Origin of the sequence: Phenylobacterium sp., assembly GCF_036821595.1 — a bacterium.
GTDB lineage: Bacteria > Pseudomonadota > Alphaproteobacteria > Caulobacterales > Caulobacteraceae > Phenylobacterium.
In genome coordinates this window covers 1-24,366 of sequence record NZ_DAISJG010000041.1, presented here as the reverse complement: position 1 = coordinate 24,366, position 24,366 = coordinate 1, and the positions used below count along the sequence as shown (strand labels likewise).

At 72.0% G+C, this 24,366-nt stretch carries 21 protein-coding genes; 12 read left to right on the top strand and 9 right to left on the bottom strand.

Going from position 1 to position 24,366, the window contains the following annotated elements:
* The first annotated feature begins 88 nt into the window (after positions 1–88).
* The 6 genes from rlmJ (at position 89) to V7Z97_RS15180 (ending at position 5,561) form a co-directional block, all read left to right on the top strand.
* Positions 89–916: a 23S rRNA (adenine(2030)-N(6))-methyltransferase RlmJ gene (gene rlmJ / locus V7Z97_RS15205; RefSeq protein WP_334164283.1), complete on the top strand. Its 828-nt coding sequence runs from the start codon at positions 89–91 to the stop codon at positions 914–916.
* A 67-nt stretch (positions 917–983) separates the two neighbouring features.
* Positions 984–1,475, top strand: coding sequence for a hypothetical protein (locus tag V7Z97_RS15200; protein ID WP_334164282.1), 492 nt, complete (start codon positions 984–986; stop codon positions 1,473–1,475).
* Between the two features lie 37 nt (positions 1,476–1,512).
* The gene (locus V7Z97_RS15195; protein ID WP_334164281.1) at positions 1,513–2,073 is read left to right on the top strand and encodes a sugar transferase; all 561 of its coding nucleotides are present in this window, start codon (positions 1,513–1,515) and stop codon (positions 2,071–2,073) included.
* 69 nt (positions 2,074–2,142) lie between these two features.
* Positions 2,143–4,287 carry an AsmA family protein gene (locus V7Z97_RS15190; RefSeq protein ID WP_334164280.1) on the top strand — a complete coding sequence of 715 codons (2,145 nt, stop codon included), beginning with the start codon at positions 2,143–2,145 and terminating at the stop codon, positions 4,285–4,287.
* Positions 4,288–4,366: 79 nt separating this feature from the next.
* Positions 4,367–4,876 (top strand): c-type cytochrome, encoded by a 510-nt coding sequence (locus tag V7Z97_RS15185; RefSeq protein WP_334164279.1) that lies wholly within the window; start codon positions 4,367–4,369, stop codon positions 4,874–4,876.
* 4 nt (positions 4,877–4,880) lie between these two features.
* A complete protein-coding gene (locus tag V7Z97_RS15180) occupies positions 4,881–5,561 on the top strand; it encodes a cytochrome b/b6 domain-containing protein (protein ID WP_334164278.1) in 681 nt (226 codons plus the stop codon).
* Between the two features lie 3 nt (positions 5,562–5,564).
* Here V7Z97_RS15180 and V7Z97_RS15175 read toward each other — a convergent pair whose 3' ends face one another.
* Positions 5,565–5,897 carry a hypothetical protein gene (locus tag V7Z97_RS15175; RefSeq protein ID WP_334164277.1) on the bottom strand — a complete coding sequence of 111 codons (333 nt, stop codon included), beginning with the start codon at positions 5,895–5,897 and terminating at the stop codon, positions 5,565–5,567.
* Between the two features lie 179 nt (positions 5,898–6,076).
* Here V7Z97_RS15175 and V7Z97_RS15170 point away from each other — a divergent pair, with 179 nt between their 5' ends.
* Together V7Z97_RS15170 and V7Z97_RS15165 are read left to right on the top strand one after the other, a co-directional pair.
* A complete protein-coding gene (locus tag V7Z97_RS15170) occupies positions 6,077–6,835 on the top strand; it encodes a hypothetical protein (RefSeq protein WP_334164276.1) in 759 nt (252 codons plus the stop codon).
* A 43-nt stretch (positions 6,836–6,878) separates the two neighbouring features.
* Entirely contained in the window at positions 6,879–8,030 is a 1,152-nt protein-coding gene (locus tag V7Z97_RS15165) for an L-lactate dehydrogenase (RefSeq protein ID WP_334164275.1), read from the top strand.
* Here the strand turns inward: V7Z97_RS15165 and V7Z97_RS15160 are convergent.
* Positions 7,966–9,066 (bottom strand): acyltransferase family protein, encoded by a 1,101-nt coding sequence (locus V7Z97_RS15160; protein WP_334164274.1) that lies wholly within the window; start codon positions 9,064–9,066, stop codon positions 7,966–7,968. The genes V7Z97_RS15165 and V7Z97_RS15160 overlap by 65 nt on opposite strands.
* Before the next feature lie 118 nt (positions 9,067–9,184).
* On the opposite strand from V7Z97_RS15160, the gene V7Z97_RS15155 reads away from it, so the two are divergent.
* From V7Z97_RS15155 to V7Z97_RS15145, 3 genes are all read left to right on the top strand, one after another.
* A complete protein-coding gene (locus V7Z97_RS15155; protein WP_334164273.1) occupies positions 9,185–10,369 on the top strand; it encodes a glycosyltransferase in 1,185 nt (394 codons plus the stop codon).
* 219 nt (positions 10,370–10,588) lie between these two features.
* Positions 10,589–11,836, top strand: coding sequence for a glycosyltransferase family 2 protein (locus V7Z97_RS15150; RefSeq protein WP_334164272.1), 1,248 nt, complete (start codon positions 10,589–10,591; stop codon positions 11,834–11,836).
* Positions 11,836–12,813 (top strand): glycosyltransferase family 2 protein, encoded by a 978-nt coding sequence (locus tag V7Z97_RS15145; RefSeq protein WP_334164271.1) that lies wholly within the window; start codon positions 11,836–11,838, stop codon positions 12,811–12,813. The genes V7Z97_RS15150 and V7Z97_RS15145 overlap by 1 nt, the downstream gene beginning before the upstream one ends.
* A gap of 4 nt (positions 12,814–12,817) precedes the next feature.
* Here V7Z97_RS15145 and V7Z97_RS15140 read toward each other — a convergent pair whose 3' ends face one another.
* From V7Z97_RS15140 to V7Z97_RS15110, 7 genes are all read right to left on the bottom strand, one after another.
* Positions 12,818–14,347 carry an oligosaccharide flippase family protein gene (locus tag V7Z97_RS15140; protein WP_334164270.1) on the bottom strand — a complete coding sequence of 510 codons (1,530 nt, stop codon included), beginning with the start codon at positions 14,345–14,347 and terminating at the stop codon, positions 12,818–12,820.
* On the bottom strand, positions 14,344–15,864 hold the full coding sequence (locus V7Z97_RS15135) for an O-antigen ligase family protein (RefSeq protein WP_334164269.1): 1,521 nt from the start codon (positions 15,862–15,864) through the stop codon (positions 14,344–14,346). The genes V7Z97_RS15140 and V7Z97_RS15135 overlap by 4 nt, the downstream gene beginning before the upstream one ends.
* Positions 15,861–16,817: a glycoside hydrolase family 16 protein gene (locus V7Z97_RS15130; protein ID WP_334164268.1), complete on the bottom strand. Its 957-nt coding sequence runs from the start codon at positions 16,815–16,817 to the stop codon at positions 15,861–15,863. Before V7Z97_RS15130 ends, V7Z97_RS15135 begins: the two co-directional genes overlap by 4 nt.
* Before the next feature lie 17 nt (positions 16,818–16,834).
* A complete protein-coding gene (locus V7Z97_RS15125) occupies positions 16,835–19,045 on the bottom strand; it encodes a GumC family protein (RefSeq protein WP_334164267.1) in 2,211 nt (736 codons plus the stop codon).
* A gap of 240 nt (positions 19,046–19,285) precedes the next feature.
* Complete coding sequence (locus tag V7Z97_RS15120; RefSeq protein WP_334164266.1) at positions 19,286–19,966, bottom strand: polysaccharide biosynthesis/export family protein; 681 nt, start codon at positions 19,964–19,966, stop codon at positions 19,286–19,288.
* A gap of 112 nt (positions 19,967–20,078) precedes the next feature.
* Positions 20,079–20,969 carry a glycosyltransferase gene (locus V7Z97_RS15115; protein WP_334164265.1) on the bottom strand — a complete coding sequence of 297 codons (891 nt, stop codon included), beginning with the start codon at positions 20,967–20,969 and terminating at the stop codon, positions 20,079–20,081.
* Between the two features lie 61 nt (positions 20,970–21,030).
* Complete coding sequence (locus V7Z97_RS15110; RefSeq protein WP_334164264.1) at positions 21,031–23,733, bottom strand: family 16 glycosylhydrolase; 2,703 nt, start codon at positions 23,731–23,733, stop codon at positions 21,031–21,033.
* Positions 23,734–23,903: 170 nt separating this feature from the next.
* Here V7Z97_RS15110 and V7Z97_RS15105 point away from each other — a divergent pair, with 170 nt between their 5' ends.
* Positions 23,904–24,095, top strand: a complete 192-nt coding sequence (locus tag V7Z97_RS15105; RefSeq protein WP_334164263.1) for a hypothetical protein — start codon at positions 23,904–23,906, stop codon at positions 24,093–24,095.
* The last annotated feature ends 271 nt before the right edge of the window (positions 24,096–24,366 follow it).

Here is a 24,366-nt window from a genome sequence, read left to right as displayed (position 1 = left end):
CTGGCCATCTGTTCCGCACACTCCTCCGGCCCGGCCGCAACGTGGTATGCGCGAGGCCGGTTCCTGCCGAGAGAGCCACGGAGCGCCCTTGAACTACCGCCACGCCTTCCACGCCGGAAACTTCGCCGACCTGGTGAAGCATGCGGCCCTGCTGCAGCTCCTGCGGCGGCTGGACGACGAGCCCGCGCCGCTGGCGGTGATCGACACCCATGCCGGCCGCGGCCTCTACGACCTGGCCGGCGTCGAGGCGAGGAAGTCGGGCGAGGCGGAGGCCGGAATCGTCCGGCTGATGGCGGCGGAGGACGCGCCGGGCGCCTTCGCCCCGCTCACCGGCGAGGTGGCGCGGCTGAACGGGGAGGGGGCGGTGCGCCGCTATCCGGGCTCCCCCTGGCTGATCGCCGAGGCCCTGCGGCCCAAGGACGACTATCTGGCCTGCGAACTGCGGCCCGACGAGCACGGCGCCCTGAAGGCCCTGATGAAGGGCCGGGCCCACGTGCGAACCGTCTGCGCCGACGGCTTCGTGGCGGCCGTGGAGAACACGCCTGCCTCCGGCCGCGTGCTGGTGCTGATCGACCCGCCGTTCGAGCGCGCCGACGACTACGCGCGCATCGTCGAGACCCTGCGCGGCGTCCGGCGGCGCAACCGCGGGGCGATGGCGCTGGTCTGGCTGCCGCTCAAGGACCTCGAGACCTTCGACGCCTTCCTGCGCGACCTGGAGGACGGCGTGCGCGCCCCGCTCCTTGTGGCCGAGACGCGGATGCGGCCCCTGACCGATCCCATGAAGATGAACGGCTGCGCCCTGGTGCTGATGGGCGCGCCCGCGGACCTGGCGCCCGACCTCGAGGCGATCTGTGACTGGACCGCCCGTACCCTGGGCGACGGCGGCTCGGCGCGGGTCTACACGCTATCGTCATAGCAATTTCGCACGTGCGAGAGGTTCTGCCGTGGTATGCTGCGTCGCACAAATGACGCAGGAGGCGATCATGTCCGAGACGCGTGAGCATACCCCCCAATCCCTGTCGCCGGCCCTGGTCGGCCTGGCCTCGCCGCTGTGGGGCTACTTCGCCGGCGTGGCGGCCAGCGGAGTCGCCTTCTGGTGGATGACCCGCTGGACCCAGCCGCAGAACCTCGAGGCCCTGTTCGCCCGCCGGTTCGCCGGCCTCTCCCCCGAACTCGCCCCCGCCCCGGCCGAAGGGGACGACCCGCAGGCCGTGACAGAACCCGAGGCGGCGGTGGCGATGATGGCGCTGGAACCGCTGCTCGCCGCGGTCGAGGCCGTGGAGGAGCCGTTCGTGGAGCTCGCCGCCGAGGCGGAGCATGCGCTGGAGGCCGTCGTCGAGGCCGCGCCCGAACCCGCCAGCTTCGCGCCGGCGGCCGAGGCGCTGCCGGAGGCAGGGCCCACGCCCGCGCCGTCGCCCGCGCCGCGGAAGTCGAAGGCTGCCGCCGCCCCGCCCTCCGAGCCGCCGGCGGAGTGACTTGGCGGCCGGCGCCCCGGCGTCCTAGAACCCCCGGGTGAAGCGGCTGCTGGACATCGTGGGAGCGCTGGCGGGGCTCGTGGTGCTCTGGCCCGTGCTGCTCGCCGTCGGGGTGGCCGTCCGGCTCGACAGCCCGGGGCCGGCGCTGCACTGGTCGAGGCGGGTCGGGCGCGGCAACCGGATCTTCCCGATGCCGAAGTTCCGCACCATGCGCACCGACACGCCGGACGTGGCCACGCACCTGCTCGCCGACCCCGACCAGTGGATCACCCCGCTGGGCCGCTTCCTGCGCCGCACCAGCCTGGACGAGCTGCCGCAGCTCTGGAGCGTGCTGAAGGGCGACATGAGCCTGGTCGGGCCCCGGCCGGCCCTGTTCAATCAGGACGACCTCGTGGCCCTCCGCACCGAGGCGGGCGTCCACCGCCTGCGGCCCGGCCTGACCGGGTGGGCGCAGATCAATGGCCGCGACGAGCTGCCCATCCCGGAGAAGGTGCGGCTGGACCGCGAGTACCTGGAGCGGCGGTCGCTCGCCTTCGACCTGCGGATTCTTCTGGGTACGGCGCTTGCCGCCGTCTCGGGGCGGGGCGTCAGCCACTAGGCTCCTGCGGGAACTGGATCGGCGGCCTCGCGCGTTTCCACACCTGGGCCGTCCCCAGGAGCCAGTCGCTTGAGCAACGAAGCCTTCCAGAATCCGGAGCCGGGTCGACGCCGGAAGTCCGGAGACGCCGCCCGCACGGCCGGGGCCGGGGCGCGCCGGAGGCTGCAGCGCGCCGGCGCCTGGACGCGCGAGCACTTCGTGGCCGCCCGGGACCGGCTGGCCCGCACAAGGTTCCGGAAACCCAGCCGCAAGGCGCTCTACATCTCGGGCGGTATCGCCGCGACCCTGGCGGTCGCCGTCGCCATTCTGATCGCGATCTGGGATTGGAACTGGTTCCGGGGCCCGATCGCCCGCTACGCCTCGGCCAAGATGCACCGCGAGGTGACGATCGCCGGCGACCTCAACGTCCACCTCTGGTCCTGGCAGCCCAGCGCCACGGTGGACCGCATCCGCATCGCCAACCCGGCCTGGGCCCCTGACCGCGCCAACATGGCCGAGATCGAGCGGCTGTCGGTGAAGATCCGCCTGCTGCCGCTGTTCAAGGGCGACGTGGACCTCCGGCTCCTGCGCTTCGACAAGCCCAACGTGCGGCTCTACCGGGACGCCCAGGGGCGGGCGACGTGGGACTTCTCCGACGGCCGGGACAAGGGCGCGCCGATGCGGCTGCCGCCCATCCGCACCTTCATCATCAACGAGGGCCAGCTGCGCTACAACGACGTGCAGCGGAAGCTCACCTTCACCGGCACGATCAACGCGTCCGAACGCCTGGGCGCCGACAACCGCGGCTTCGAGATGCGCGGGAACGGCTCCCTGAACCGCAACCCCTTCCTGATGCGGGTCACGGGCGGGCCGCTGCTGAACATCGACAAGGACACGCCCTATCCGTTCGACGCCTACGTCCGGGCCGGCGAGACGGTGATCACGGCGCGAGGCGCGGTGCCCCGGCCGTTCGACCTCGGCCAGTTCCACATGAACACCACCGCGCGCGGGCCCGACCTCGCCGACCTCTACGGCCTGACCGGCATCGCCCTGCCCAACACCCCGCCGTACAACCTGCGCGGCCGGCTCTCCCGCGACGACCGGGTGTTCCGCATCGCCGGCCTCAACGGCCGGGTGGGGGATTCCGACCTCGCCGGCGAGCTGTCTGTGGACGCCGGGCGGGAGCGGCCGCTCCTGAAGGCCGACCTGACCACCCGCAGCCTCGACTTCGACGACCTGGGCGCCCTGTTCGGCGGCTCACCCTCGACGGCGTCCGGCGAGACCGCCTCGGCCGGCCAGAAGGCGGTGGCGCAGACCCTGAACGCCCAGCAGCGGATCTTCCCCGACTCCACCCTGGCGGTGGAGCGGATCCGCGCCATCGACGCCGAAGCGAGCTGGAAGATCGCCTCGATCCGCGACGCGCCCGTGCACCTGCGCGCGGCCTCCGTGAAGGTGAAGCTGGACGACGGCCTGCTCCGGGCCGAGCCCCTGCGCCTCGACCTGCCGCAGGGCCAGGTCACCGGCCACGTGGAGCTCAACGCCCGCCGGGCGACGCCGGTCACCAACCTCGACCTGCGGCTCTCCAACGCCCGGATCGAACAGCTCATCCCGATCCGCAGCCCCGACGGTCCGATCCCGCTCACCGGCTCCCTGGTCGGCCGCGCCCGGCTGACGGGGGAGGGGAACAGCGTCCACAAGGCCTTCGCCAACGCCGACGGCGAGGTGATGGTGGTGGTCCCGAACGGCGAGATCCGCGAGGCCTTCGCCGAGCTGCTGGGCGTCAATGTGGTCAAGGGCCTGGGCCTGCTGCTGCAGAAGGACCAGGACAAGGTTCCGGTGCGCTGCGGCGTCGCCCACTTCCAGGCCGCCGACGGGGTGCTGCGGGCCAACCGCATCGTGTTCGACACCGAGCCGGTGGTGGTTACGGGCTCCGGCACGGTGAACCTCGACACCGAACGCATGGCCTTCCGCATGCAGGGCCATCCCAAGGAGTTCCGCCTGCTGCGGCTGATGCTGCCGGTGACCGCCGAAGGTCCGATCCGCGCGCCGAAGCTCGGGGTGGAGCCCGGCAAGGCCATCGCCCAGGGCGGCGTGGCCGTGGCGATCGGCAGCCTGCTCTCGCCGCTCGCCGCCATCCTGCCGTTCGTCGACCCGGGCCTGGCCAAGGACGCCAACTGCGCCGGTCTGCTCGCCAGCGCCTCGGCCGAGGGCGCGCCGGTGAAGTCGGCCCGCTGAGCCGTTGACGGGCCAGCCGCCGTCCCGGCAATCTCCGCGGCGCCGCCGGTTGGGCGCGCGACAGGGAAGGTGACGTCGAATGAGCGGCAGGATCGGTAAGGGCGCTGGCCTCGCGCTGGCGCTGGCGGTCGGGACGGTCGTGGCCGCCGGCGGGGCGCTCGCTCACAACACCAAGGGCGAGACGGCGACGACGCCCGGCGCCCGCGCGGCCCTGATGCGGCACGACAACTTCGAGAAGCTGGGCGCCAACTTCAAGCGGCTGAACGACGAACTGCGCAAGGGCTCGCCCGACAAGGCGGTGCTGACCCAGACCGCGACCGCCGTGAAGACCTTCTCAGGCCAGCTGCCAGCCTGGTTCCCCCGCGGGTCCGGCCAGGAGGCCCGCCCGAAGAGCGAGGCCAAGGCCAACATCTGGTCCGACGCCGCGGGCTTCACCGCCGCGGCCTCCAACCTCCAGGTGCAGGCGTCCAAGCTGCAGCAGGTCGCCGCGACCGGCGACGTGGACGCCCTCAAGGCGCAGGTCCGCGCCACCGGCGGCGCCTGCAAGGCCTGCCACGACAAGTACCGCGTCGAGAAGAAGGACAGCTGAGGCCGTGCGGGACCGCGTGGCCCCCGCCGAGATCCGGGCGCGCCTGTGGGACGCTCCGGTGCGGATCGTCCACTGGGCGCTCGTGCTGCTGATCGGGTTTTCCTGGGGTGCGGCCGAGTTCGACCAGATGCTGCTCCACCGGATCAGCGGCTATGTGATCCTGGGCCTGCTGGTGTTCCGGATCCTGTGGGGCTTCTGGGGCTCGCGCACGGCGCTGTTCGCCAGCTTCGTGAAGGGGCCGGGCCGCACGCTCGCCTATCTGAAGACCCTGCCGAACCGCTCGCCCGCGGACGTCCCGGGTCATAATCCGCTGGGCGCGTGGAGCGTGCTGGCGATCCTGGGCGTCCTGGCCTTCCAGGTGACCACCGGCCTGTTCGCCGTGGACATCGACGCCTTCGAGGCGGGCCCGCTCTCCGACCGGGCAAGCTTCGAGGCGGGCCGGCAGATCGCCGAGCTGCACGAGGCGAGCTTCGCCGTCCTGCAGGTGCTGGTCGCCCTGCACGTCGTCGCGGTGCTGTTCTACCTGATCTGGAAGCGGTCGAACCTGATCGCGCCCATGGTCACGGGCCGGCGGCGTTTCGCCAGGGATCCGGGCCTCACCTTCGCGCCCTGGTGGCGCGTGGCGGCGACGGCCGTGGTGGCCGCCGCCTTCGCCTGGTTCGTCTCGAAGGGACTCAGGCTCTAGGCCTCAGCCCATCTCCGCGGCTTCGCGCAGGGACTTCAGCCACGCGTCCTCGCGCGCCTTCTCGGCCTCGCGCAGCCTGGTCTCGGCGTCGCGGACGGCGGCGTCGTGCTTGCGCCACTCGGCGACGGCGCCCTCGCGGGCCGATCGGGCGGCCTCCAGCGTCGGATAGCGGGCGAGGATCGCGCGCACCGAATAGTTCACCGGCGGGCCGACCGTCTCGCGGTCCGGGTAGAAGCCGGTGATCGAATCGGCGGTCTCGTTCTCGATGTGGAAGATGTCCGCCCAGCCGGCGTGATGGCGCATCAGAGCCCAGGGCCGTTCCATCCGCTCGCTCACCGCATTCTCCTCAAAGGTCCGTGTTCCGAATCCGCGCTTTCGCGGTTTGGCCGCAAGCTACAGCGCGGCGCCGACTGCTCCAACGCCGGGAGAGGCATTTTGGCTCTTCCGTTCCGCAACGATCACATGCGATGGCGGGAGCATTCCTTGATCCATTTCACACTCGAGAGCTTTCCGGTTTGTCCAAGATCGTGATCGGCCGCCAGTTCTGCGGCCCGCCCAACTCCGGCAATGGCGGCTATGTGTGCGGCGTCCTGGCGAAGGACCTCGAAGGCCCCGCCCGCGCCGTCCTGCGCGCGCCCGTGCCGCTCGACGTCGACCTCGACCTCGCGCCCGCCGACGGCGGGATGGCCCTGACCGGCGCGGAGGGCGCCCTGATCGGCCGCGGCGATCCCGCCCCCGACGCCGACCTGCCGGTCCCGCCGGAGCCCATCGACGTAGAGGCCGCCCGCGCGGCGGGCCGCCGGCACATCGGCCTGCAGCAGCGTTTCCACCCGATCTGCTTCACCTGCGGGCCCGAGCGCGCGGAGGGCGACGGCCTGCGCGTGCTGGCCGGCCCGGTGGAGGGGCGCGAGGCCGGCGTGGTCGCCGACGCCTGGACCCCGCACCCGGCCTTCGCCGGGCCGGACGGACTGATCCCCACCGAGGTGGTCTGGGCGGCCCTGGACTGCCCCGGCTACTTCGCCTGGGTGGAAAAGGAGGGCCGCCACGGCGCCCTGCTCGGCACCATGACCGGCGAGGTCCTGCGTCATCCCAAGGCGGGCGAGCCCTGCGTGGTCATGGCCTGGCCGCTGGCCCGCGACGGGCGCAAGGAGACGGCCGGCGTCGCCCTGTTCGGCGCCGACGGCGAGCTGATGGCCCGGGCCCACCAGGTGTGGATCGTCATGGGGCCCAGGCCCGATCCTGCGGCCTCCGTGAAGGAATCGGCTTCCGCCTGAGCCCGCGCCGCTGCACCTTGCCGCGCAAACGCGGGGAGGGACGATGCGCGCAGCTTCGGTGTCGGACTATCGGGAGCTCGCCCGGCGCAGGCTGCCGAAGATCTTCTTCGAATACATCGACGGCGGCTCCTACGCCGAGGAGACGCTGCGCCGGAACGTGGCCGACCTCGAGGCCATCGCGCTCCGCCAGCGCGTGATGCGCGACATGTCCGAGCTGGACATGAGCATCGAGACCCTGGGCCAGAAGATGTCCATGCCGGTGGGGCTCGCGCCCGTGGGCATGGCCGGCATGTACGGCCGGCGCGGCGAGGCCCAGGCGGCTCGGGCGGCGGCGGCGGCGGGCGTGCCCTTCACCCTGTCTACGGTCGGCGTCTGCTCGGTGGAGGAGGTGGCCCAGACCGGCGCCCCGCCCTGGTTCCAGCTCTACATGCTCAAGGACCGCGGCTACATGCGCGAGCTGCTGGGCCGGGCCAAGGATCTCGGCTGCCCGGTCCTGGTCTTCACCGTCGACCTGCCGATTCCCGGCGCGCGCTACCGTGACGTGCGCTCCGGCTTCACGGGCTCGACGCCGCTGCAGGCGGCCATGACCCAGGCCTGGGACGGGATCACGCACCCGGGCTGGACCTGGGACGTCTTCGTCCGCGGCCGGCCGCACACCCTGGGCTCGGTGGCCGGCGCCCTGCAGGGCGGCCGGCGGGTCACCGACTTCCTGGCCTGGCTGGCGCGCAACTTCGACCGCTCGGTGACCTGGAAGGAGCTCGACTGGGTGCGCGAGACCTGGGACCGGCCGATCGTCATCAAGGGCGTGCTGGACGCCGAAGACGCCCGGGAGGCGGTGAAGGCCGGGGCCGACGGCCTGGTGGTCTCCAACCACGGCGGGCGCCAGCTCGACGGCGTGCGCTCCTCGATCACCGCCCTGCCGAGGATCGTCGACGCGGTGGGCGGCGACCTGGAGGTCTATATGGACGGCGGCGTGCGCTCGGGCCTCGACGTGCTGAAGGCGCTGGCCCTGGGGGCGAAGGCCTGCTTCGTCGGCCGCGCCTGGGCCTATGCGCTGGGCGCGGGCGGGGAGCCGGCGATCGCCAAGATGCTGGCCACCCTGCGCGCGGAGCTGGCCGTGGCCATGATCCTCACGGGCTGCCGCTCGGCGCGGGAGGCGGGGCCGACGCTGCTGGACGGGACGGACCGGCCTTAGCCCGGCCGCCGAGGCCGGTCTTGAACAGCCGCATCAGCGGCTTCTCGACCAGCTGGTAGGTGACCAGGCCGGCGATGACGCCGGCCACGAGGCCCGCGGCGAGGATCACGGCCGGCGAGGCGAGGCCCACGGCCTCCAGGATCCGCACCGTGGCCGAGATGGCGAGGCCGTGGACGAGGTAGAGCGAATAGGAGGCGTCGCCGAGCGCCTGCAGCGGCCGCCAGTTCGGCACTTCGCCCTGCCGCTCGATCGCCACGGCGCCGGTCACCAGCAGGAAGGCCGGCACGCCCCAGATCAGGGGGCGGGCCCGCTCCACGTCGATCCCCGAGAACCCCGCCGCCGCGAAGCCCAGCAGGCCGAGGACGACCAGCGCCCAGCCGGTCCGCGCGCCGGGCAGCCGCCCGTCGCTCCAGGCCTTGCCCAGCCAGACGCCGGCGCCGAACTCCAGCAGCAGGGGATTGGTGTAGGTGGCCCACAGCGGATTGGCCGTGTCGCCGAGGGGGCGGACGGCCACCAGGGCCACGAGCGCGGCGCTGACCAGCCAGGGTCGCACCTTCGTCGGCGCGAGCAGCCCCGCGGCGAACAGCAGGTAGAAGAACATCTCGTAGTTCAGCGTCCAGCCGGGGATCACCAGCGGCGCGATGAGGCCGGTGTGGTCCTGGTAGGGCACGAAGAACAGCGACTTGACCACCGCCTCCGCGCTCACCTGCATGGCCGGGAAGACCCAGGGCGCGGCCAGCGCCACGCCGGCCACCAGCAGGGTCAGGCCCCAGTAGAGCGGCACGATCCGCTGCACCCGCTTGACCATGAACTGTGCAGGGGAGGGCGGGCGGCGGCAGGTGACCACCCACATGATGAAGCCGGAGATCACGAAGAACACATCCACCCCGGCCGCCCCCAGTCCGAAGGCGCCGCCGGCCCGCTCGGCCGCATGGAAGACCAGCACCCCGAAGGCCGCGAAGCCCCGCAGGTACTGGATCGAGCGCACCTCGGCCGGCGCCTGCCGGGCCTGGCTCTGCGGCGTGAGTTCGACCAAGGACACCCCCTCCCGTGTCGTGGCCCGGCGGTGGCGCGCGGGCGGTGAAGCTGTGCGTCCAAACGGCTCGTGATGCGTTTTGGCTCCCGACGTTGCGCTCAAGCTCGGAGGGGCTTTCGTGAAGCTGGCCTATTTCGTCCACGACCTGGCCGATCCCGCCGTCACCCGGCGGGTGCGGATGCTGCGGGCCGGCGGCGCGGAGCCGGTGGTCCTGGGCTTCCGGCGCACCGAGACCGCGCCGGCCGAGGTCGGCGGCGCGCCGGCCGTGGACCTCGGGCGCACCTATGACGCGCGCCTGGGGCAGCGGGCCAAGGCGACGGCGCTGGCGGCGCTCCGGGCTGGGCGCTGGCGCGGCCTCCTGGCCGGGTCCGAGGTGGTGATGGGCCGGACGCTCGAAGCCCTGGCCGTGGCCGAGGCGGCCCGCGCGCTGTGCGGCCTGAAGGCGCCGCTGGTCTACGAGTGCCTGGACATCCACCGCCTGATGTTGGGCGAAGGGGCCAAGAGCCGGGCCATGCGCGCCGTGGAGCGGGCCCTGATGCGCCGGGCGCGGCTGCTGGTGGTGAGCTCGCCGGCCTTCCTGACGCACTACTTCGCGCCGATGCAGGGCGTGGGCGAAAGGCTGCCGATCCAGACCCTGCTCGTGGAGAACAAGCCGCTGGAGCTGGGCGCCGGCCGCGCCCCCCGCCGGCTGATGCGGGCGCCCGGCCCTCCCTGGCGAATCGGCTGGATGGGCGCGATCCGCTGCCGCAAGAGCCTCGACATCCTGACCGCGCTCGCTGCGCGACGCCCCGATCTCCTGGAGGTGCGCATCCACGGCCGGCCGGCCTACACCGAGTTCGCCGATTTCGACGCCCAGGTGGCGGCGGCGCCCGGCGTCGACTTCCTGGGCCCCTACACGGCCGAGGACCTGCCGGGGCTCTACGGCGACGTCCATTTCAGCTGGGCCGTCGACTACATGGAGGAGGGTCTGAACTCCGCCTGGCTGCTGCCCAACCGGATCTACGAGAGCGGCCGTTACGGCGCCGTGCCGATCGCGCTCGCCGGGGTGCAGACCGGCCGCTGGCTGGCGGAGCGCGGCTTCGGGGTTCGCCTCGCCGACCCGTCGGAGCTGGAGGGCTTCCTGGAGCGGCTCGCGCCCGACGCCTATGTGCGGCTGCGGGCCGAGCTGGACGCCGTTCCCGCCGACGCCTTCGTGGCCGACGAGGGCGACTGCCGGCGTCTGGTGGACGCGCTCGCCGGGCGCCCTGTCGCGGCGGATGTCCAGTCTTCCGCCCGCGCCCCCAAGGCCAAGCTGGTGGCCTAGAGCCTTACGGTGCAGCTTATACAGTGCAATTTTGCTCTCTACAGCAAAGGCTCCGCGGGGTTCCAGATTGTGGCCAAAACTTGACTGTCGGGCAGCCGACGAAAATCGGCGTCCATAGTCGATCCAGGCGGAACGTAATCCCTGATTCACTGTTTTAGGCCCGTCGCGAGGAGAGCTTTGCAGCCGCGACGCTGGTCAGACGAGTGCAGGTTTTCCGATATGCTTCCCAAGGCCACCCCCGAACCGAGGCCGCTGTCCGATGACACCGGGCGGGAGGACCTTGACCGTGCGCCGGTCGAGGCGCGGTCCTTCGCGCCCGCCGAACGTCGCGCTGGGGACGTCCGCGCCCTGAACGCCCATCTCCCTTCGGCCTGGGACCGGATCGACGCCCGGGAGGTGATCCGGCTGGCGGAGACGCCCGTCGCGGCCCGTCCGGGTATCTCTCCCGACGAGGCGGCCGCGCGCCGCGCCCTGATCGTGATCCCCTGCCTCAACGAGGAGGCGGTGATCCGCCAAGTGATCCAGCAGGTTCTGGAGGACGACGGCCTGGTCGAGCCGCTGGTGCTGGTGGCCGACGGCGGCTCCACCGACCGCAGCCGGGAGATCGTGGCCGAGATCGCCGCCGCCGACCCGCGCGTGCGGCTGCTCGCCAATCCCGGCCGGCTGCAGAGCGCCGGCATGAACCTGGCGGCCCGGGTGATGGGCGGCGAACGGCCCTGGCTGGTGCGGGTGGACGCGCACGCCGACTATCCGAAGAACTACGCCTCCACCCTGATCGCCGAGGCGCGCCGCACGGGCGCCGACTCCGTGGTGGTCTCCATGGACACCCGCGGCGAGGGCTTCTTCCAGCGGGCCGTGGCCGTGGCCCAGAACTCGGTGCTCGGCACCGGCGGCTCGGCTCACCGGCTGGCCAGCGAGGGGCAGTGGGTCGATCACGGCCACCACGCCCTGTTCAGCCTCGACGCCTACAAGGCGGTGGGCGGCTACGACGAGAGCTTCAGCCACAACGAGGACGCCGAGCTCGACCTGCGGCTGGCCGAGCACGGCGGCCGCATCTGGCTCACCGACAAGGTGCGCATCGGCTACTATCCCCGCCGCACGCCGGGCGCGCTGTGGAAGCAGTATTTCAGCTACGGCAAGGGCCGGGCCCGCACGGTGCTGAAGCACTATACCCCGCTGAAGATCCGCCAGACCCTGCCGCTGGCCGTGGCGCCGGCCGTGGCCTCGGCGGCCCTGGCGCCGCTCTTCTGGGCCTTCGCCCTGCCGGCGCTGATGTGGATGCTGGCGGCCCTGTCGTTCGGCGTCCTGCTGGGCCTGAGGAAGCGCGAGGCGGCGGCCTTCCTGTCCGGCCCGGCGGCGATGATCATGCACCTCGCCTGGTCGGCGGGCTTCTGGGCGCAGCTGGCGACCTGGCGCAGCGACCGCCGTGCGCCACCGCGGCCGGCGCTGGCTCACGAGGCGGCCTGATGCCGGCCCCTCGGCCGACCGTCTCGGTCGTCACCGCCAACTACAACGGCGCGCGCTACCTGGCCGAGGCGGTGCGCTCGGTGCTGGGCCAGACGCTCGCGTCCCTGGAGCTGATCGTCGTCGACGACCGCTCCACCGACGACAGCCTGCAGGTGCTCGAGACCGCGGCCGCGGGCGACCCGCGCGTGCGGGTGTTCGTCCAGCCGCGGAACGGCGGCCCGGGCGCGGCGCGCAACCGGGCGCTGGCCGAGGCCCGGGGAACCTGGATCGCGGTCTTCGATTCCGACGACCTGATGGCCCCCGACCGACTGGAGCGCATGGTCGCCCGGGCCGAGGCGGACGGCGCCGACATCGTGGTCGACAACCTCACCGTCTTCCAGGACGGCTCGACCGAGCCCGGCCGGCCGTTCCTCGCCGGAAAGCCCTGGGCCGAGCCCCGCTCGATCGGGCTGGCCGACTACATCGACTCCGCGCGGATGTATTCGAAGCGGCCGGGCCTCGGCTACCTGAAGCCGCTGTTCCGGGCCGAGGCGCTGCGGACCACCCGCTACCGCGAGGAACTGCGGATCGGCGAGGACTACGACCTCGTCCTGCGGCTGCTGGCCCAGGGCCGCTCCATGCGGCTCGAGCCCGCGGCCCTCTACCGCTACCGCAAGCACGGCTCTTCGATCTCGCATGTCATGCGCCGCGACCACCTGGTGCAGATGCTGGCCGCCGACGCTTCCCTGGAAGGGGTGATGATGGGCCAGCCGAAGGACGTGCGCCGGGCCTTCGCCGCCCGCCGGCGGTCGCTGCACGCGGCGCTCGCCTACGACCATGTGATCGCGCGGCTGAAGGCGCGCGACGTGGTGGGGGGGCTGGCCGCGAGCCTGGCGTCGCCGGATGTCTGGCCGCTGCTCACAATGCCCGTCGCCGCCCGCCTGCAGCGCCTGGCGGCCAGGTTCTCGCCCGCACAGCCGGCCGCCGCCGCGGGCTGACGGCTCAGGCGGCCGCAGGGTCCGCCGGAACGTCGGCCAGGGCCTGCGCCGCCCCGAAGGCCCGCAGGTCGGCCATGAGGCGCCGGCGGGCCGCCAGCCAGATCGCCCCGCCATAGATCGCCGCGCCCAGCGCGATCATCCCCGCCAGCTCCAGCCCCATCGGCGCGTCCGACAGCGCCGACCGCGCGCCCAGCACCGCAGCGGCCATGGCCGCGCAGCCGAGGGCAGCCGGCGCGAACGCGGCCGCGAGACGGCCGTGCGGCATCTTCAGCTCGCGGGCGAGCGCGTGCAGATAGACGGCGCAGACCAGGGCCATGGCCCCGGCCGCGGCCGCGGAGACCGGCTCCAGGCCGAAACGGACCACGGCGGCCACGGTGCCGATGGTCACCATGCCCAGCAGTATCGAGAGCTTCAGGCGCAGCGAGGTGCGGCCCAGCCCCATGAAGGTCGTGGCGGCGATCGAGCAGACGCAGAAGAAGAAGCCGGCCGCCGCCAGGAAGCGCAGCGGGGCGATGGCCTGCAGCCACTTGTCGCCCAGCACCAGGGCGACCGCCAGGTCCGCCACCAGGGCGAGGCCGACGAAGAGCGGGGCGAGCGCCGCCGCGCCCAGCCGCAAGGCCGCGGCGGCGAGATCCTGCATCGCCTCGCGCGGGGCGCCGTGTGCGGTGCGGGCCACGGCGGTGAAGATGTAGAGGTAGAAGGGCCCGGAGATCAGCATGTCGGGCGCCCGGACGATCTGGTAGGCCATGGCATAGTACCCGAGCGCCGTCGCCCCGAGGACGCCGCCGACGATCAGGCTGTCCAGGTTGCGCGAGACGAAGTCGGCCAGGATGGCGCCGATGGTGTGCACGCCGAAGGTCAGGAGCTTGCGGGCCTCCTCGAAGCGGTAGTGCAGCCGGATCGGCGCACCGGCCCGCGACGTCACCCAGGCGAGCTTGCAGATCCACAGCACGAGCTGCTGGGCGACCAGCGCCCAGGCACCCCAGCCCGCGAGGGCGGCGGCCAGGGCGGTGAGGGCGCTGGCGACGGTGGAGATCAGGTCGCCGGCGGCGAAGACGGCGAACCGGCCCTCGCGGATGATCCGGCCGTTGGCGACGGTCGTCAGGCTGTTGATCAGCAGGATCGGCGACAGGGCCACGATCAGCAGCGGCAGGCGCGGCTGGTCCATCAGCGCCCCCATCGGCCAGGCGGCGGCGGCGCAGAGGAACGCCAGCGTCAGGCCGATCCCCGCGGAAAGCCAGAAGACCGTCGACTCCTGGTCCCGGGTGACCTCCCGCTGGCGTCCCAGGGCATAGCCCATGCCGCCGTCGGAGAGGACGTTGGCCAGCAGGATGAAGGGCATGGCCAGCGCGACCAGCCCATATTCAGCGGGCCCGATCAGCCGCGCCAGGATCGGCAGCATGGCGAACTGCAGGCCGAGCCTGAGCGCGCTCGCGCCGGTCAGGGCGAGGGCGCCGAAGGAGGTGCGGTGCAGGCGCAGGCCCCGCTTGCGGCGGGGCCCGGGCAGGGGGCTCGCCCCGTCGGCGGCGCTCATCGGCCGGCGTCGGAGTCGGAGCGCAGGAGGCGCAGCGAGCCGGTCGCAGGCGACCAGCGCGGGTTGGCCCAGCCGTCGGGGACGTCCTCGACCGGCCAGACCTGCACGATGCGCGGCTGGGCCGGCCGGTAGACGGTCCGCACGGTGCGCGGCGAATCCACCCGCCCGAAGGCCGCGCCGAGCGCCCCGAAGGCCAACACGGTCGAGAAGTAGAATGGGGCGATGCCGATCGTCTCGATGGGGGTGCGGGCGAGCTGGTAGAGGAGCACGCCCACCCAGAACACCAGGGCGAGGTTCGGTCGGACCACGAAACGCCGGACCAGGGCCACGACGCCGACCAGCAGGGTGAGCCCGACCACGATCAGGCCGATCCAGCCCATGGTGACCAGGATTTCGACGAAGGTGTTGTGGAAGGTGAAGCCGCCGCGGCTCTCGATGCCGAAGTAGCGCCACAGCCCCTCGGCGTCGGGATTGCCCTGCAGCCAGAAGGCGTAGAAGCCGCGGCCCAGCATCGGCTTCTCCTGGATCAGGTCGGCCGCCCGGTACCAGAGGTAGGTCCGGCCCGTCAGCGTGGGGTCCTTGTCGAACACCTGCGCGCCCCACTCGATCATCATCTGGGCGAGCCAGCGGTAGGAGAGGCCCACCGCCACGAGCACCACGGCGACGACCGTGGTCAGCCAGGCGCGCACGGCCTTTCCCACCTTCATGAGCGGCAGCAGGGCCAGCATGGCCCCGACCCCCATGCCCAGGCCGAGCAGGGCGCCGGCCGAGCGGGCGGCGGTCACCGCGTGGAAGCCGGCCGCGAGGGTGACGAGCCCCACGCCGACCCACAGCCAGCTGCGGCTGCGGATCGCCATCAGGGTCATGCCGATCGCCACCAGCACGCCGGTGGAGGCGATGTCGGCCAGCAGGTTCTTGCTCTCGGTGAGGCCGGAGAAGGCGTTGCCGCCGGCCCCGACGCCAACGGCCACCGTGCCGCCGCTCACCAGCGAGAAGACGATGTAGGTGAGGAAGGCCAGCCCCATCGCCCGCAGCACCGCCTCCTGGTTCCGCGCGGACGAGATCAGCAGGCCGGCGACGACCGTGATGCCGAGCTCGATGGCGAACTTCAGCGTCTCCTTGGGCGCCTCGGACCAGACGGTGGAGAAGACCGCGAAGGCCGGCACGACGAACAGGAAGGCGCGGGCGATCAGCACCCGCTCCAGCTTCTTGCGCCGGGCGACCAGGTAGAGCGGTACGGCCCCGGCGATCGCCGCCGCGCCGAGTGTGCCCAGGTTGGCGATGAACAGCAGGGCGACGAACAGGACGAAGGTGAAGACCGCGTCCAGGTCGACCTTCAGGCCGCCCAGGTTCACGACGGCGCCTTCCGCGGCGCCGGGCTCGATCACCCGCGCCTCCGGCCGGGCGACGCGCGCCTTGCGCTGCTCGCGCCAGGCGACGGGGTGCGGGGCGGGGATGTCGCCGCCGCGGATGCGGCGCGGCCGCCCGGCCTGACGGTAGCTGTCCCAGGTGGTCATGGCGCGAACCTGTAGGCGCGGATGTAGTCGATCTGCATCCGGGCGGGGAAAGGCGTGCTGGCGTCGGGCTGGCCGGCCCAGTCGCCGCCGAGCGCGATATTGGCCAGCATGTACATGGGCTTGTGCATGTCGGCCGGGGTGGGCATCCGCTTCACCTCGCGGCCGTCCACGAACCAGACCACGTTTTCCCGGGTCCAGCTGACCGCGTAGGTGTGGAAGTCGTCGGGGCTGACCGCCACCTCCGTCCCCTCCGCCTTCACGGCGTTGGAGTGCAGGGTCATGTAGACCTTCGAGGGGTCGCCGACGCTCTCCATGATGTCGATTTCCGGCGGCCAGGAGAGGTCGGTGGGCAGCAGCCAGAAGGCCGGCCAGACGCCCTTGCCGCGCGGCAGCTTGGCGCGCATCTCGAAGTAGCCGTAGGTCTGGCTGAACGAGGGCTGGGTGGTGATCAGGCCCGAGGTGTAGCGGAAGCCGCCGAGCCGGTCGGCGAGCGGCGGGGGAACCTTGTCGGCGCGGATCTCGAGGACCCCGCCGCGCACCGCGAACGGGTCAAGGCCCAGCGGCCGGTCGCCGTCGCCCCGGCGGGCGCGGCGGCCCTCGTCGCCCGGACGCTCGTCGTCGCCGTGGCGGCCGCGGTGGCCGCGCATGTCCGGATCCACGTAGAGCTGCAGCTCCTTGTTCCACTTCAGCGTGCGCAGGTTGAAGTCGTCGTCGTTGTCGTCGCGCCCGTCGCGGAAGGTGGTGCGCCAGACCCCCCGGCCGTTCCGCCAGGGGCGGAAGGAGTCGAACTCGTCGGCGAAGGTGAGCTTGAGCGCCCGGCCGTCGGGCGCCTTGGCCAGCGGCGCCGTGGCCGCCTGCGCCCTGGATCCGCCGGGCTGGCAGGCGGCGAGGCACACGGCCAGGACGGCCGTGGCCAGCACCGCTCGCGGGGAGGCTGTGATCACGTCGGACATCGGGACTCCCGCAGGCCTCAGGCCGCGGCGATGTAGTAGTTCTTGAAGTAGCCGTAGTAGTCGCTGGAGTCCCCGTAGCCGTAGCGCGCCTGGCCCTTGACGTTGACCTTGGTCAGCAGCGCCCCGGCGACGTTCGCCCCGCACTCCTGCAGGATGTCCACCGCCGACTGGGCCGCGCGCAGCGGGGTCTTGTTCCACTGCACGAGGTAGAGGACCCGGTCGGCCTTGGCGGCCAGGATGCGGGCGTCGGCGACGCCGAGGATCGGCGGGGCGTCGAGGATCACATAGTCGAACTGGTTGGCCAGCTCGCGCAGGACGTCGTCCGTCTCGGGGTTCGAGAACAGGTCGTAGGGCACGCTCTTGCCGGCCGCCGGCAGGATGAAGAGGTTGGTCTTCGGGTCGTGCACCAGGGCCTCGGAGAGCGGGACCTTGTCCTGCACCACCTCCACTAGGCCCACGTCGCGGGCGCCGATCAGCTTGGTCACCCCGCGCTGGCGCAGGTCGCAGTCGACCAGGGCCACCCGGCTGCCGGACAGGGCGAGGGTGCGGGCCAGGCAGAAGGACGTCAGGCTCTTGCCCTCCCGCGGCACGGCCGAGGTGATGGCGATCAGCTTGGAGTCGTCCTGCTGGGCGCTGATCATCAGGAAGGCGCGCAGGTTGCGGAAGGCCTCGGCGAAGCCGGAGAACGGGTGGCTGACCAGGTACTCGGCCGGCGCAGCCTCCGGACCGCGCAGGCCCTTCGGCTTCACCGAGCGGAAGTCCGGCAGGACGCCGGCGAACGGCACGCCCAGCTCCCGCTCCACGTCGAGGCGCGAGCGCAGGTGCTTGTCCCAGAACTCGGCCACCAGGACGGCGATGCCGGCCGCGATCAGGCCCGCGAGGACCGCCAGGGCCGCGCCGAGTTTCATGTTCGGCGAGGACGGCGCGGTCGGCGTGGCGGCCTTGGAATTGATGACGCCGTCGGCCTGCTGGAGGCTGCCCTCGGCGGCCACTTCCTTGGCGCGGTTCAGATAGGCCTCGTAGATCGCCTTGGCGGCGTCGGCCTTCTGCTGCAGGCCCACCAGACCGACCATCGCCTGGTTGTTCTGGGCGATGCCGCCCTGGGCCGCGCCGCGGCTGCCCATCAGCGAGGCCTGGCGGCCCGCCGCGGCCTGGGCCTCGGCGCGCAGGCTGGAGAGGATGCGGTTGATCTCGATCTGGATCTGGCCGCGGATGTCGGTGAGCTGCGCCTGGGTCCGCTTCACTTCCGGGTACTGGTCGGTGAAGTCGGTCTTCAGCTGGGCCAGCTTCACGGAGAGCTCGGCCTCGCGCTTGCGCATCTCGCGGATGGTCTCCGAGCCCAGGGCCGCGCCGACGTCGGCGCCGCCGCTGCCGTTGCGCAGCTGGGTCTGGGCCGCGGCCAGCCGGGCGTACTTCTCGGCGGTCTCGGCGCGGGCGATGGCCAGCTGCTGGTTGAGGGTGGAGACTTCCTGCTCGGCCATGGTCGAGCCCTGGGCGCTCATCAGGCCGTGCTCGTTCTTGTAGCGCTGGACGTTGGCCTCGGCGACCTCGGCGTCGCGGCGCATCTTCTCGAGGCTCATGCCGAGCTCGCGGTTGGCGCGCGTCACCCGGGCCAGCTTCTCGTCGAGCTGCCGCTTCAGGTACTGGTCCATGTAGGTGTTGGCGAGCAGCGAGGCCTTCTGCGGCGAGGTCGAGCTGACGCCCACCATCACCACATAGGTCAGGCCCGCACGGCGCACCCAGGTACGGTCCTGCAGGGTCTTGGTCACCCGCGCGATCACCCGCTCGTCGGGATTGGCGATCGGCGGCTTGGCCGGCTTCAGGCCGAACATGCCCGGCGCCATGGACGGGTTGAACTCGGGGTCGTTGTAGAGCTTCAGGCGGCGGACCACGTCCTCGGCCAGGGCCCGGGAGCGCAGGATCTCCACCTGGGTGTCCACCGCGCTGGTGTCGGGCGGGAGCCCGCCGGAGACCTGCTGCGCCTGGGCGAGGTTGGTCTGCTTGGGATCGATGACCACGGAGCCGACGGCGGTGTAGCTCGGCGTCTGCATGGCGAAGGCGGCCAGCACGACGATGAACACCGCGGCGGCCACGCCCAGCCCCAGCTTGGCGCGCTGGAGCAGGATGCCGAAGAGCTGGCGCAGGTGCATGCGCTCTGGCTCGATCGGCCGGAAGGGCGCCGACGGATGGGCCGGCAGCTCGTGCGAGATCGGGATCAGATTATTCATGGGCGACCTGCGTTACCACTTGCGGCAGGGCGGGACGCCGGGCGGCCGTGAGGCTCCGGTGCGTTGAGCGCGTGACTGGACCGAAGGCCCAGCTCCATCACGCGTTCCCGATAGACGGGCCCCTGAGGCCCCACCCTGAACTTCGGAAAATCTAGCGTTGCCAATAACCCCGACCTCCTGCCGGGGTTCCGCGCCACGGCGCGCACCTGTTTGGCGGTCAGGCGCGCGCCCATGTCCTGATCACCAGGGCGCCAGAAGCATGCCCAGGAGGCCGAAGCCGCCCTGGAAGTTCTGCATGAAGTTCTTGGTCCCGGAGGTGTCCACGACGACGATGTCGTTGCCGTACACCAGCGGGTCCTCGGCCTTCCCGGAGCGGATGGCGGCCAGGTTGTAGACCGCGCTCTGCCGCTTGCCGCCGACGGTGCGGAAGATGGCGACGCGCTTCACGTTGGCGAGCTTCGGGTCCGGCCCCCGGGCCAGGGAGATCGCCTGCATCAGGGTGGTGGGGCCGGCCAGCGGATACTGCCCCGGCTGCTGCACGGCTCCATCGACCGTCACCTTCTGGCTCTGGGCCTCCTTGACGGTGACGATGACCTGCGGGTCCTTCATGTAGCTCTTCTTGAGCAGCTCCGCGATGTCGCTGGAGAGCTCCGCGGGGGTTCGCCCGCCGGCCTGGACCGCGCCGATCAGCGGCAGGAGGATCTTGCCGCCGGAGTCCACGGAGACGCTCCGTTTCAGCTCCTCGATGCCGAAGACGTTGATCTCCAGTTCGTCCTGGGCGCCGATCCGGTAGTCGGCGGCGTCCGGGCGTAGCAGGGCGCCCGCATCCGGCGGCGGCAGGTTCGCGGCCAGCGCCGGGAAGGAAGCGCCGGCGCAGGCGATGAACGCCGCGGCGGCGAGCGAGGGCAGACGCCTACGCATGGGTGTTTCTCCAGAATTAATCGCGACCAAACGATTGCGGTTACGCGAGAACGCACTTCCGCGAGCCGACAACTCGCGCCGGCCCCCGGCCGTTCCCTACGGCCACGCTCGTTCAGTAGAGCTGCAGCTCCTTCAGGCCGGCGAGCCGGGCCACGACGCCCGCGTGCAGCGAGCCGCGCACGAGCCACCGGCTCCGCCTCGCGGGCGAGAGCGCCGAGGCCGCCGCGCCGGCCAGGCAGACGCCGCCCTTCGCCCCGGCGACGCCGATCTGCGCCAGCCGCGCAGGGCCGCGGTGCCGGCTCTCCAGCCGCGCGCCGTGGGTCTGGCCGGTGCGGAAGCTGCGCTTCAGCAGCCACTTCAGCGACAGGCGGGTGGGCGGCACCGGCTCGTAGGCGAGGGCGTCGGCCGCGAACCCTATCGTCCCGCCGTCGTCGGTCAGACGGTAGAAGAAGTCGTCGTCCTCCCCGCCCTGGCGGCCCCGCGCCAGGTCGAACCGCAAGCCCCGGCCGCGCACGGCGTCCATGCGGATCAGCACATTGCCGGCGTAGCCCTTGAGGATCCGGCCGCCGACCTCGACCGGGGCGGTGGAGTGGAAGTCACCGGCGGCGAGCCAGGCCGGGGCGTCCGGCCCGTAGACCGCCTTCACCGGACCCAGCACGGCGTCCCAGCCGCCCCGGGCGGCCTCGGCGAGCAGGGCGGCGAGCCATCCGGGCGTGGCGGTCTCGTCGTCGTCCAGGAAGGCCAGGAACTCGCCCCGGGCGGCGTCGAGGCAGGCGTTGCGGGCCAGCGAGATGTTTCGCGCCGGCGCGTGGACATAGGCCAGCTCCAGCCCGCTGGCCTCCGCGGCCGCGCGGATCCGCGCCTCGGCCTCCGGCGTCTCGTCATTGTCGGCCACGATGACCCGCAGGGCCACGCCCGGCGGCAGCTGCTGGGCCCCGAGCGACGCCAGGGTCTCGGCCACCGCGGCGCGCCGGTAGGTGCAGACGCCCACGTCCACGTTCATGGATCTCTCCCCCAAACCTTCACCGTGGCGGAGAATGGCCGCCGGGCCCGTGGGTTCCCCCTCAGGCGCCGAAGATCCAGCCGGAGGGCAGGGCCGAGAGCTGCACGCCTTCGAGGATCATCTGGTTTCCGCCGCCCATGTCGATGAGCACGTCCGCGCCCGACTGGACCAGCGAATAGCGCGTCCCGGGCAGGAGCTGGACGCGGTCGCCCTCGGCGGCGTTGAAGTCGGTCACCCGGTCGATCCCGGCCTCGGCGAAGGTGTGGAAGATGTCCGCGCCGGCGCCGCCGGTCAGGGTGTCGTTCCCGCGGTCCCCGGCCAGCCAGTCGTCGCCGCCCTGGCCGAACACCCGGTCGTCGCCCTGGCCGCCGCGGACGATGTCCGCGCCCTCGCCGCCGTCGCACCAGTCGTCGCCCATGTTGCCGTAGACGATGTCGTCGCCCTCGTCGCCGCTCAGCAGGTCGCCGTCCTTGCCGCCGACGACCCAGTCGGGGCCGAGTCCGCCGGACACGGTGTCGAACCCCATGTTGCCGTGCACGTCGTCGAAGCCGTCGCCGCCGACGATGCGGTCGTCGCCCGCCTCGCCGCGCAGGTAGTCGTCGCCGTTCGTCCCGGTGAGGGTGTCGTCGCCGCCGCCGGCCATCAGCGGCGCGCGGCCGGGTGCGGCCTGCAGGACGTCGTCTCCGTCGGTCGGGCCGGAGCCCGGCCCGGTCGAGGCGCCCAGGATCCTGTAGAGCTGCTGACCGCCGGCGGCGTCGGTGAAGATCAGCTCGCCCGAGGCGGTCACGCCGGTCAGGTCGCCCGTCACCGCGCGCGCCGGGCCGTACCAGCCGGGGACGTCCCCGCCATAGGCGTACTCGTCGTAGGCCCGGGCGTAGGTGCGGCCGTCGGGGGCGTCCCAGCTCGCCGCGAAGCCGCCGGCGGCCGTCGCCGCGAAGCGGACGTCGCCGGTGGCCGGTCCGAGCTCCTGCCGGGTGAAGGTCCCCTTGGCGGGATCGAAGACCATGGCCCAGGCGGCGCGGCCCGCGCCATCCGGCATGTAGTAGGCGAACACCACCTTGCCGGTCGTGAGCCAGGTTCCCGTGCCGGTGAACTGGCTGACCGACCCGGCCATCAGCGCCGTGGCGGGGCTGAGGGCTCCGTTCTGCGCCACCGCCCCGAACACCGCCCCGGCGTCCTCCCAGATCACGAAGGTCTTCTCAGCCGGCGCGGTCGCCGGCCGGGAGCCGTAGACCGCGATCTTGGCGGAGGTGACCGGCGCGCCGTCGGCGAAGGTCGCCGGGCTGGCGGCTTGGCCGCTGGTCGGCCCGCCCGTCGTGCGAAGGGTGCCCACCGGCGCCTCGGGCGTCTCGTGCGACACCTGGGTCGAGCCGTCGGCGAGGGCGTAGGCGCGGACGTAGTCCACCTTGAGCTGCGCCGGGAACATGGAGCCGTCCGGGTTCCCGCCCCAGCCGCCGACGGCCAGGTTCAGGATCATCCCCATGGGCTCTGTCCAGTTGGCCGGGGTGTTCCCCTGCAGCACGGCGATCCCGTCGTAATAGAAAGTCACCGTCTGGGGGGTCCACAACATGCCGTAGGTGTGGAAGCCGCCCGGCTCGAGCTTCAGGGCGTTGTCGTACTGGGTGTCGTCGCCGCCGAAGGCGCGGCGGTAGTCCACGTGCGGCGTCGCCGCCAGGCCCTCGAAGATGTCGGCCTCGATCCCGGGCAGGAACGGGTGGGTCATCATCCAGAAGGCCGGCCAGGTCCCCAGCGCGGTCGGCATCTCGGCGCGGACTTCGAAATAGCCGTACTTCTGCTCGAACAGGCCCAGCGTGTTCAGCATCCCCGAGGAATAGTCCCGGTTCCAGGCCGCATAGGCCTTGTCGTCGGGGATCGGCGCGGCGGTGATGGTGAGCACGCCGTCGGCGACGGAGAAGGGGTTGAGGTCCAGGTCCGCCTCGCCGCGGCCCTGGAAGCCGGGCTTGACGTAGACCTGGGTCTCGCCGTTGGCGACGATGGTGTAAGCCCACTGGTCCTTCAGGTTGCCGCCGAAGTCGGCTCGCCAGGCGCCGGTCTCCAGCGACGGGTCCCAGATCCGGAGGCTGTCGAACTCGTCGGAGAAGGTGAGGGCGCCCAGCTTCGACGTGTCCAGCGGCAGCAGGAACTGGCGGTCGGAGAAGCTCGCCGCCGTCTCGTCGCGGAAGATCAGCCGCTCGCCGTTCCCGAGGTTCAGCACCACGTCCGCGCCCTGCTGGCTCATCGCCCCGCGGATCTGGGCGGCGCTCGTGAAGCCGTAGCCCTGCAGCTGGAGCTGGGAGTTGCCGTTCCAGTTGTAGATCACGTCGGAGCCTTCGCCGGCCCGGACCACGAAGGTGGTCTTCTGGGTCGCCGCGCCCACCAGCACGTCGTCGCCGTGTCCGCCGTAGACCCAGTGGGTGGCGTCGTCGACGGTGATCAGGTTCCCCAGTTCGTTGCCGACCGCATAGTTGAAGCCGCCGTTGACCGTGAGGTTCTCGACGTTCGGCGCCAGGTGCACCGAGGTCCAGGCGATGGCGGTGTCGACGCCGCCGCCGGGCTGCTCGACCACCCGGTCCTTCGGGTCGGTGATCCAGTGCCGGTTGTCCAGGTTGTTGCCGATCAGGACGTCGCCGCCGCCCTCACCGGAAAGTGAGGAGTGTCCGGCCGGCGCATTGATGGTCTCGTTTCCCGCCGACGTGCCGGCCGCACGCGCCTGTTCGGTCGCGCTCTCCAGCATCGCCTCTCCACGGGCGTTGTAATAGGTCACTCTCGGAAGCCTCCACCGTATGCGGGCTTCACAACACCGAAGCTGGGGGGAAGGTTCAGGCGGCGCGGACGCTTCCGTACCGCTTGGCGAAATTGTGACAGCTTGTGGCGCAACCGTGGCCGCGCGCGCGTGTTCCGTCCTCCAGGTTGGGAGTTGGAGGGTCAGGGGTCATGCCGGAGCAGCGTTCGTTCGCGTACTCGCTCAGCCAGGGCGAGCAGGGTTGGAGCTGGAGCGTCTACGACGAGGAGGGCGTGACCGTCGCCCGCGGCGCCGACCCCAGCCGGGCCGCCGCACAGGCGGCGGTGGAACGCACGCTCAAACGTCCGCCCTCGTACAGCCAGGCTGAACTGCCGGCGGCCTGACCGCGGACATCAAAGGTTTGCAGGTGTTGAGGGCGGCCCCGGCCGCCCTTTTCGCGTGCGCGCAGAAACGCCCGGACGGGAACCGCGTCCGCAGCCTTAGCGGGTGCAAAAGGGCGGAAACGCAACGCACGCGGGAATTCACAACAACAGTCGGTGACCCGACAAAATTCCTGAAGCTTGACCACGGAACCCTGCACCGTGGCCGTGGGTTCTTGGGCCTGTTCCTGGCGGGGACTGGCTTCGCCGGACAGCTTCCGAAGTTTCCGATGTC

Coding starts and splice junctions, on each gene's coding strand:
- V7Z97_RS15200 (WP_334164282.1), top strand. CDS start 984: ATGTCCGAGACGCGTGAGCATACCCCCCAATCCCTGTCGCCGGCCCTG.
- V7Z97_RS15185 (WP_334164279.1), top strand. CDS start 4,367: ATGAGCGGCAGGATCGGTAAGGGCGCTGGCCTCGCGCTGGCGCTGGCG.
- V7Z97_RS15165 (WP_334164275.1), top strand. CDS start 6,879: ATGCGCGCAGCTTCGGTGTCGGACTATCGGGAGCTCGCCCGGCGCAGG.
- V7Z97_RS15150 (WP_334164272.1), top strand. CDS start 10,589: ATGCTTCCCAAGGCCACCCCCGAACCGAGGCCGCTGTCCGATGACACC.
- V7Z97_RS15145 (WP_334164271.1), top strand. CDS start 11,836: ATGCCGGCCCCTCGGCCGACCGTCTCGGTCGTCACCGCCAACTACAAC.
- V7Z97_RS15140 (WP_334164270.1), bottom strand. CDS start 14,347: ATGAGCGCCGCCGACGGGGCGAGCCCCCTGCCCGGGCCCCGCCGCAAG.
- V7Z97_RS15135 (WP_334164269.1), bottom strand. CDS start 15,864: ATGACCACCTGGGACAGCTACCGTCAGGCCGGGCGGCCGCGCCGCATC.
- V7Z97_RS15130 (WP_334164268.1), bottom strand. CDS start 16,817: ATGTCCGACGTGATCACAGCCTCCCCGCGAGCGGTGCTGGCCACGGCC.
- V7Z97_RS15125 (WP_334164267.1), bottom strand. CDS start 19,045: ATGAATAATCTGATCCCGATCTCGCACGAGCTGCCGGCCCATCCGTCG.
- V7Z97_RS15120 (WP_334164266.1), bottom strand. CDS start 19,966: ATGCGTAGGCGTCTGCCCTCGCTCGCCGCCGCGGCGTTCATCGCCTGC.
- V7Z97_RS15115 (WP_334164265.1), bottom strand. CDS start 20,969: ATGAACGTGGACGTGGGCGTCTGCACCTACCGGCGCGCCGCGGTGGCC.
- V7Z97_RS15105 (WP_334164263.1), top strand. CDS start 23,904: ATGCCGGAGCAGCGTTCGTTCGCGTACTCGCTCAGCCAGGGCGAGCAG.